Origin of the sequence: Promicromonospora sp. NPDC057488, assembly GCF_042802395.1 — a bacterium.
In the GTDB taxonomy this organism is placed as follows: Bacteria; Actinomycetota; Actinomycetes; order Actinomycetales; family Cellulomonadaceae; genus Promicromonospora.
Window position 1 is genome coordinate 79,036 of record NZ_JBHVEG010000003.1, and the last position, 8,197, is coordinate 87,232.

Consider the following 8,197-nt stretch of genomic DNA (forward strand, 5'->3'; position numbering starts at 1 on the left):
GGATGGACCTCGCCGTCGAGCTCAGCAGCCGCACCGGACGCACCGACGCGATCTACCGCGCCCTGCACTCGGCGCTGACCACGGGCCGCGTGCCGGCGGGGGAGCGGCTGCCCTCGACCCGCGACCTCGCGCGCGACCTCGGCGTCTCGCGCGCCAGCGTCGCCACGGCGTACGAGCGCCTCGTCGCGGAGGGGTTCCTCGAGACCCGCACCGGCGCCGGGACCTTCGCCACCGCGGCGGCGAGCGACGCGGCGCCCGCGCGCCCCCGGAACCCCGGCGTCCTGCGGCCCCGGGCCGGCTGGCGCTGGCAGGTGCGGCCCGCGAGCGGCGACCGGCCGGCCCCGGCCCACGACTTCCGGGTGGGCATCCCCGATGCGAGCCTCTTCCCGTTCGACACCTGGCGGCGCCTGCTGGCGGCCGAGTCGCGCGCGGGCGGCCCCGCCGCCGGCTCCTACGGCGGCCCGGCAGGCCTGCCCCGGTTCCGCGCCGCGGTGGCCCGGTACGCGGCGGGCTCCCGCGGCGTCCGCGCGGGGGCGGACGACGTCGTGGCCACCACCGGCGCGCAGCAGGCCCTCGACCTCGTGGCCCGCGTGCTGCTCGAACCGGGCGACGTCGTCGCGGTGGAGGATCCGGGCTACCCCGAGGCACGGGAGCTCTTCGCGCTGCACGGGGCCGAGGTGGTGCCCGTACCGGTCGACGCCGACGGCCTGGTCGTGGACCGGATCCCGGCGCGGGCCCGGCTGGTCTACACGACGCCGTCGCACCAGTTCCCGCTCGGGATGCCGCTGTCCCTCGCCCGGCGCCGGGCCCTCCTGGCGCACGCGGCGCGGCACGGCGCCGCGGTGGTCGAGGACGACTATGACAGCGAGTTCCGCCGCGTGAACCGCCCGCTGGAGCCGCTGCAGGCCCTGGACCGCGACGGCCGCGTGGTCTATGTGGGCACGTTCTCCAAGTCGCTGCTGCCGGGCCTGCGCGTGGGTTACCTGGTGGCGCCGCCGTCGTTGCGCGACGCGCTGCTCGCCGCCCGGCAGCTCACCGACGGCCACGGGGCCGTGCACGTGCAGGGGGCGCTGGCGCGCCTGATCGACGACGGCCTGCTCGCCCGGCACGTCCGCAAGGCCTCCGCCGTCTACGCCGAGCGGCACGAGATCCTGCTGGACGCGCTGGCCGGGCTGCCGGTCGAGGTGGTTCCGTCGGCCGCCGGCCTGCACGTGGCGGCCTACCTCGCGGATGGCGTCCCGGTGGGTTCGCAGGCCGTCGTCGCCCGGGCCCGACGCCGGTCGGTCGGTCTGGAGTCGCTCGCCGCCTTCGCGACCGGGCCCCATCGCGACGGGCTGGTGCTCGGCGTCGGCGGCGCGGTCACGAGCTCGATCCGGCCAGGGATTCAGGAGCTGGGGCGGCTGCTGGAGGCGTGACGGCGGCCGTGGCAGGTACCGCCGTCCGCGCCCGGCGCCGCCGCCACGTGGCCCAGGCGAGCCCGCCCAGCGCCGCGAGCACCGGTCCGGCCATGTGCGCGCCCGTCATCACCAGCAGGCCGAGCGCCGCCGCGAGCGACACCGCCGCGCACCACCAGGACGCGCGCCAGCGGGGCAGGAGCCGCAGCGCCGCCGCGGCGCCCACCACGTAGAGCAGCGAGAACGTGGCCGTCGCCATGAGCAGGATCGCGTCGGTGGACAGGTGCAGGAGGGCGAGCGTCGCCGTCGTGCCGAGCGCCACCACCGTGATCAGGGCCAGGGAGCGGCGCGGCGTCCGGCCCGGGGCGGCGGCCAGCCAGGCCGGGAGCGCGCCGTCGCGGGCCAGGGCGGCGCCCATCCGGCTGCCGCCCGCGAAGTACACGTTGATGGCCCCGACCGTCAGGAGCACGGCCACCACCGTGGTCACCGGCCGGGCGCCCTCGCCGAACCCGAGCACCAGCAGGTCCGACAGCGGCGCCGGCCCCGGCGTCGGGCCCAGCACGGCGACGGTCGCGAAGGCGACGCCGAGGTACAGCACGCCGACGGCGGCAACCGCGATCGCCGTGGCCCGCGGGATGTCGCGGGCCGGGTCGCGGTACTCGGCCGACAGCGAGCCCAGGATCTCCCACCCGGCGAACGCCCAGACCAGCAGCGCCGCCGCCGAACCCACCGCGCCCCAGCCGTGCGGGGCGAACGGCGTCAGGTTGCCGGGCTGGGCGTGCGGCAGCGCCACCACGACGGCGACGGCGAGCAGCAGCGCGACCGTGCCCGCGATGACGAGCTGCGCGGTGCCGGAGACCCGCAGGTCGAACCAGTTCATGACGGCGCAGACGGCGATGATGGCCACGGTCGTGGTCAGGGCGGTCCCGACGCCGCCGCCGGTCGCGTCGGCCACGTAGGCCCCCGCGAAGCCCGCCGCGGCGGGCGCGCCCACCGGGATCGTCGCGTAGAACGCCCAGCCGACCATCGTCGAGGCCCGCTCGCCGAACGCGAGCCGGGCGTAGGTGGCCACGCCGCCGCCGTCGGGGTACCGGGCACCCAGGGCGGCGAACGTCGTGGCGAGCGGCACGGACAGCAGGACCAGGCCGGCCCACGCCACGAGCGAGGCGGGGCCCGCGACGCCGGCGGCCAGCGCCGGGAGCGAGATGACGCCGGTACCGAGCATGGCACCGAGGGTGAGCGCCGCGCCCTGCGGGACGCTGAGACCGTTCTTCATGACCTAGAACCTAGGCGCGCAATGGACCGGCGAACGGGCCGATCCCGGGTCAGTCGTTCAGGCCGATCGGCGCCCGGGCCAGGGCCGCCGGGGCCACCGGCGCCGCCGCCAGCTCGCGCAGCCGCAGCAGGCCCGCCGTGGTCGCGATGGCGAAGACGCGGTCGCCCGGGTTCAGCGGTCGGCCCTGCGAGGGCTCGAACATGCGCCCGCCCCCGCCGCTGGAGTGGGTCACCGAGTCGAACGCCAGCAGGCGGCTGCGCGTCGCGCCGGGCTCGTCGAAGCCGACGTCGCTGCTGTGCGCGCCGTCGAGCGCGCTGCCGCGCTCCACCCGGATCTCGGCGAGCACCAGCACGCGGTCCCGGTACGGGATGGTGGCCTTGACCTCCTGGCCGATCATCGCGGCGGCGAAGGACGGCGCGGCGAGGAACGACGAGCTGAGCCCCACCGAGTCCGGGATCTCCCGCCGGATGCGCCGCGCCAGGTCCCGGTCGAACACCCGCAGCACCGTGCGCAGGCTCGGCGGCGTGTCCTTGGCGCGGGGGACCGAGCGGGCCGCGAAGCCGATCCCGATGGTCGTGGCGCCGCCGCTCGTGACCACCACGATGGCCTGCGCGGCCCCCACGTAGGCGCTGCGCAGGGTCGTGGCCCGCCGGGCGTCGCCGATCACCACGGGCACGTCGCGGGCGCGCGCCACCGCGATGCCGCGCGCCGACTCGTCGATGTCGACCGCGACGACCGGGACGCCGCGCCGGTCCAGGGACCGCACGATCCGGGTGCCGAGGTCGCCCAGGCCGACGACGACCACGTGGTCGGACATCGCGTGCAGCGGCGAGCCGGTGTCGAGCAGCCGCTGGGTGCGCACGACGCCGTCGACCACCACACCGGTGACCCAGGGGATCACGGCGACGCTCACGACCGTCAGCGCCACCTGGGTGACCTTGACGACCGGGTGCGCGTCGTGGTCCGGGTCGCTGCCCGCCAGGGACGGCAGCACCGCCTCGTACAGCGCCCCGAGGAACGAGGCCCCGGTGGCCAGCTTGATGGTCACGGCCCCGACGAGCACCACCACCAGCAGCACGGCGGCGGCCAGCAGCAGGTTCCAGCCCGACGTGATCGCCAGGGTGCGCAGGTAGTCGCCGAACCGGCGGCGCCGGTGCGGGTCCACCTCGTCCTCGTCGGGCTCCAGCTCGGCCTTGACCTCCGGCAGCACGTCGTCCGGGCCGGCGTCCGCCAGGAGCACCTTGGGCGTCAGCGCCCCCAGCTCGCCCTCGGTCGGCAGGGCCACCACGTCGTCGCCGCCGTCGGACGCGAACAGGACCATGCGGGTGGGCAGGGCCTCCTCCTCGTCCGACACCGTGACCAGGCGGCGGTGCCGCACCGGCAGGCGGACCTGGCGGCGCAGCGCCGCGCCCACGATCTCGGGGGCGGAGAACGCCGAGGAGGACAGGACCGTGCAGCGGTCGTCCTCCAGGTGCCGGCCGAGCGACTCGTCGAAGATGCGGACCACCACGCGCAGCCCGGGCAGGATCTCGCGGAGCAGGAGCGCGAGGGCGACGTTCCCGCCGTCGTCCTGGTCCACGAGCGCGGCCGCCGCGGCGCGCTCGATGCCCGCCGCCTTCAGCGCCTCCTCGTCGATCCGCGCCGCCTCGACGACGTCGACGTCGTCCAGCGCGACCATGTCCTGGGCGTACCGCGAGGCGCGGTCGGGCACCAGCACCGTGACCGAGCCGCGGAAGCGGCTGGCGAGCGCCCGGGTGAGGCGGAACGCGAGGGGGCCGTCGCCGACGACGACGTAGTGCGCTCGCGTGCCCGAGCTGGCATCCGTCATGTGCGCGAGCGTAGCGGGACCCTCCGACAGCCGGCACGCAAGATGCGTGCCGCCGCCGGAGGGTCCCGGTCGTGCGTCCGGCCCGGGTCGGGCCAGGTCAGGCGAGGTCAGGCGAGGTCAGGCGGAGGTGGGCACGTTCGCCACGCCGTCCGGCAGGAACCGCCGGCCCAACACCTTCTCGCTGTAGCCGGTGCGGTCCAGGTACGGCGTGATGCCGCCCGTGTGGAAGCCCCAGCCGGCGCCCAGGATCATCGCGAGGTCGATCTGCTGCGGCGAGGGCACGACGCCCTCCTCCAGCATGAGGCCGATCTCGGTGGTCAGGGTGGTCAGCACCGCGTCGAGCACGCCGTCGGCGTCGAGCACGACCTGGCCGTGGCGGCCCGTCTCGCCCGCGACGAGCGCCTCGCCGAACACGGCCTGGATGGCCGGGTCGACGGGCTTGGGCAGGCCCTTGGCAGGCGCGTCGAGCACCACGCGGGTGCCGTCGGCCACGAGCTTCTGCAGGCCGGGGGAGGCCGGGATGCGCTCGCCCAGGTCCTCGCGCAGCGAGGTGAGCACGTGCAGGCCGACGGCGGGGCCGACCAGGTCGAGCAGCTCGAACGTCGGCATCGGGAAGCCGAGCGGCGCGAGCGCGCGGTCGGCGACGGCGACCGGGGTGCCGTTCTCGATCGCGTCCATGACCTTGCCCATCACCAGCAGCAGCAGCCGGTTGACCACGAAGCCCGGGCGGTCGCCCGCCAGGACCGCGGTCTTGCGCAGCTTCTTGGTGATCGCGAACGCCGTGGCCAGCGCCTCGTCGGAGGTGTGCTCGGCGTTGATCACCTCGACCAGCGGCATCTGGGCCACCGGGTTGAAGAAGTGGATGCCGACCACGCGCCCGGGGTGGGCCAGGTCGGCCGCCATCTCGGTGACGGACAGCGCCGAGGTGTTGGTGGCCAGGATCGCCTCGGGCGAGATGATGCCCTCCAGCTCGGCGAACACCTTCTTCTTGAGCGCCATGACCTCGGTGACGGCCTCGATCACGAAGTCGCACGAGGCGAACTCGCCGATGTCCGTGGTGCCGCTCACCGAGGCGACGATGCGCGTGGCGGCCTCGGGCGTCAGGCGCCCGCGGCCGGCCAGCTTCTCCGCCGTCTCGCGGACGAAGGCCAGGCCCTTGTCCACGCGGTCCTGGTCCAGGTCGCGCATGACGACGGGCACGCCGAGCCGCTGCGCGAACAGGAACGCCATCTGCGCGGCCATCAGGCCCGCGCCCACGACGCCGACGCGGGTGATCGGCCGCGCGAGCTTCGGGTCCGGCGCGCCCGCGGGCTTCTTGCCGGCGCCCACGAGGTTGAACGCGTAGATGCTGGCGCGCATCTCGTCGGACATGATGAGGTCCGCCAGGGCCTCGTCCTCGGCCGCGAACGCGTCCGTCTTGGCGGCGTTCCGGGCGCCCGCGATCAGCTCCAGCGCGCGGCCCGGGGCGGGGCGCGAGGTGCCGACCACGGCGTCGAGCTGGGCCTTGGCGGCGCCGGTCACGGCGTCCCACACGGGCTGCGGGTCCAGCTCGCGGCGCGGCACCTCGATCTCGCCGGTGACGACCTTGGCGGCCCAGATGATGGACTGCTCCAGGAAGTCGGCGGCCTCGAACTGCGCGTCGACCAGGCCGATCTTCAGGGCCTCGGCCGGCTTGTACGGCTTGTTCGCCGCCGGGCGGGTGAGGATGACCTCGATCGCCTTCTCGACGCCGACCAGGCGCGGCACGAGGTAGGCGCCGCCCCAGCCGGGCACCAGGCCGATGCCGGTCTCGGGCAGGCCGAGCGCGGCGGCGTCGGACGCCACGGTGCGGTAGTCGCAGTTCAGCGCGACCTCGAGGCCGCCGCCGAGCGCCAGGCCGTTCACGAACGCGAAGGTCGGCACGCCCGTGGTGGCCCTCAGGTCGCCGAGGATCGTGTAGGCGGCGTGGCCCATGCGGCCCAGCTCGACGGCCTCGTCGTGGCCGCTCAGCGTGGTCACGCCCTTGAGGTCGGCGCCCGCCGCGAGGAAGTACGGCTTGCCCGTCACGCCGACGGCGGCGATCTCGCCGGCCTCGGCGCGGCCGCGCACGGTCTCCAGGGCGGCCCGCAGCTCGGCCATGCCGCCCGGCCCGAGCGTGTTCGGCTTGGTGTGGTCCAGGCCGTTGTCGAGCGTGACCAGGGCGAGCACGCCGGCGCCGCCGGGGAGCTGGACGTCGCGGACCAGCGCGTGGGTGACGCGCTCGGTGAAGGTGGTCTCAGACACGGGTCAGTTCTCCTCGTCCGTGTGGCCGGAGTAGTCGGCGTGGTGCGGGTTCTCCCAGATGACGCTGCCGCCCTGGCCCAGGCCCACGCACATGGCGGTCAGCCCGTAGCGCACCTCGGGGTGCTGCTCGAACTCGCGGGCGAGCTGCGTCATGAGGCGCACGCCCGAGCTGGCCAGCGGGTGGCCCATGGCGATCGCGCCGCCGTACGGGTTCACGCGCGGGTCGTCGTCGGCGATGCCGTAGTGGTCCAGGAACGAGAGCACCTGCACGGCGAAGGCCTCGTTCAGCTCGAACAGGCCGATGTCGTCGATGGTCAGGCCCGCGGCCTTGAGCGCCTTCTCCGTGGAGGGCACCGGGCCGTAGCCCATGATCTCCGGCGGCACGCCGGCGTACCCGTAGGAGACCAGCCGCATCTTCACGGGCAGGCCCAGCTCGGCCGCCACGTCGCCCGAGGCGAGGATGGCGGCGGTGGCGCCGTCGGTCAGCGGGGACGACGTCGCCGGGGTGACCCGGCCGCCGGGGCGGAACGGCGTCTTGAGGCCCTGGATGGACTCGAAGGTGGTCTCCGGGCGGGGCAGCTCGTCCGTGGTGGCCAGGCCCCAGCCCAGCTCCGCCGAGCGGACGGCGACCGGCACCAGGTCCGGGTCGATGTTCCCGTTGGCCAGCGCCTTGGCGTACTTGGCCTGCGACTCGACGGCGAACCGGTCGGCGCGCTCCTTGGTGAGCTGCGGGAACTTGTCGTGCAGGTTCTCCGCGGTGACGCCCATGTTCAGCGACTGCGGGTCCACGAGCTTCTCGGCCACGAACCGGGGGTTGACGTCGGCGTCGAAGCCCATCGGGTGGCGGCCCATGTGCTCCACGCCGCCGGCGATCACGACGTCGGCGGCGCCCATGGCGATGCCCGCGGCCGTGGTGGTGGCGGCCGTCATGGCGCCGGCGCACATGCGGTCGATGGCGTAGCCCGGCACGGACTGGGGGAGGCCGGCGAGCATGCCCACGGTGCGCCCGAGGGTGAGCCCCTGGTCGCCCTGCTGCGTCGTGGCGGCGATCGCCACCTCGTCGATCCGCTCCGGGGGGAGCTCGGGGTGCCGCCGCAGCAGCTCGCGCACCACCTTCACGATCAGGTCGTCGGCACGCGTCTCGGCATACATGCCGTCGGGCTTGGCCTTGCCGAAGGGCGTGCGGGCGCCGTCGACGAAGACGACGTCGCGTACGGCGCGGCGGGCACGCGGTGTTTCCGGGGCTGCGGTCATCAGCAGGACTCCTGGGGTTTTCGGGACGGCGGCGTCCGGGTGCGACGCCGCTGGATCGAGATACACGCTACCGCGAGTACCGGTAAAAAGCACGCACGATCTGAGACCCGGTCCCGCGGGTTCCTGAAACCCAGTCTCGGAACGCAGAAAGTGCGCTTCTGCCCAGTCATCGGGCCCGGAATC

5 protein-coding genes are annotated in these 8,197 nt (G+C 75.0%); 1 reads left to right on the forward strand and 4 read right to left on the reverse strand.

Going from position 1 to position 8,197, the window contains the following annotated elements; all coding sequences use genetic code 11:
* The first annotated feature begins 2 nt into the window (after positions 1 to 2).
* On the forward strand, positions 3 to 1,415 hold the full coding sequence (locus ACFU5G_RS01420; protein WP_377240013.1) for a PLP-dependent aminotransferase family protein: 1,413 nt from the start codon (positions 3 to 5) through the stop codon (positions 1,413 to 1,415).
* On the opposite strand, the gene ACFU5G_RS01425 is transcribed toward ACFU5G_RS01420, so the two are convergent.
* From ACFU5G_RS01425 to ACFU5G_RS01440, 4 genes are all read right to left on the reverse strand, one after another.
* Positions 1,360 to 2,670, reverse strand: a complete 1,311-nt coding sequence (locus ACFU5G_RS01425; RefSeq protein WP_377240015.1) for an APC family permease — start codon at positions 2,668 to 2,670, stop codon at positions 1,360 to 1,362. The two genes, ACFU5G_RS01420 and ACFU5G_RS01425, sit on opposite strands and share 56 nt — an antisense overlap.
* A 49-nt stretch (positions 2,671 to 2,719) precedes the next feature.
* On the reverse strand, positions 2,720 to 4,498 hold the full coding sequence (locus ACFU5G_RS01430) for a potassium channel family protein (RefSeq protein ID WP_377240017.1): 1,779 nt from the start codon (positions 4,496 to 4,498) through the stop codon (positions 2,720 to 2,722).
* Positions 4,499 to 4,615: 117 nt separating this feature from the next.
* On the reverse strand, positions 4,616 to 6,760 hold the full coding sequence (locus tag ACFU5G_RS01435) for a 3-hydroxyacyl-CoA dehydrogenase NAD-binding domain-containing protein (protein WP_377240019.1): 2,145 nt from the start codon (positions 6,758 to 6,760) through the stop codon (positions 4,616 to 4,618).
* Positions 6,761 to 6,763: 3 nt separating this feature from the next.
* Entirely contained in the window at positions 6,764 to 8,014 is a 1,251-nt protein-coding gene (locus ACFU5G_RS01440; protein WP_377240021.1) for a thiolase family protein, read from the reverse strand.
* Between the last annotated feature and the right edge of the window lie 183 nt (positions 8,015 to 8,197).

Bases quoted from the DNA above. Each gene is read 5' to 3' on its own strand.
- ACFU5G_RS01425 (WP_377240015.1), bottom strand. From the start codon at position 2,670: ATGAAGAACGGTCTCAGCGTCCCGCAGGGCGCGGCGCTCACCCTCGGT.
- ACFU5G_RS01440 (WP_377240021.1), bottom strand. From the start codon at position 8,014: ATGACCGCAGCCCCGGAAACACCGCGTGCCCGCCGCGCCGTACGCGAC.
- ACFU5G_RS01430 (WP_377240017.1), bottom strand. From the start codon at position 4,498: ATGACGGATGCCAGCTCGGGCACGCGAGCGCACTACGTCGTCGTCGGC.
- ACFU5G_RS01420 (WP_377240013.1), top strand. From the start codon at position 3: ATGGACCTCGCCGTCGAGCTCAGCAGCCGCACCGGACGCACCGACGCG.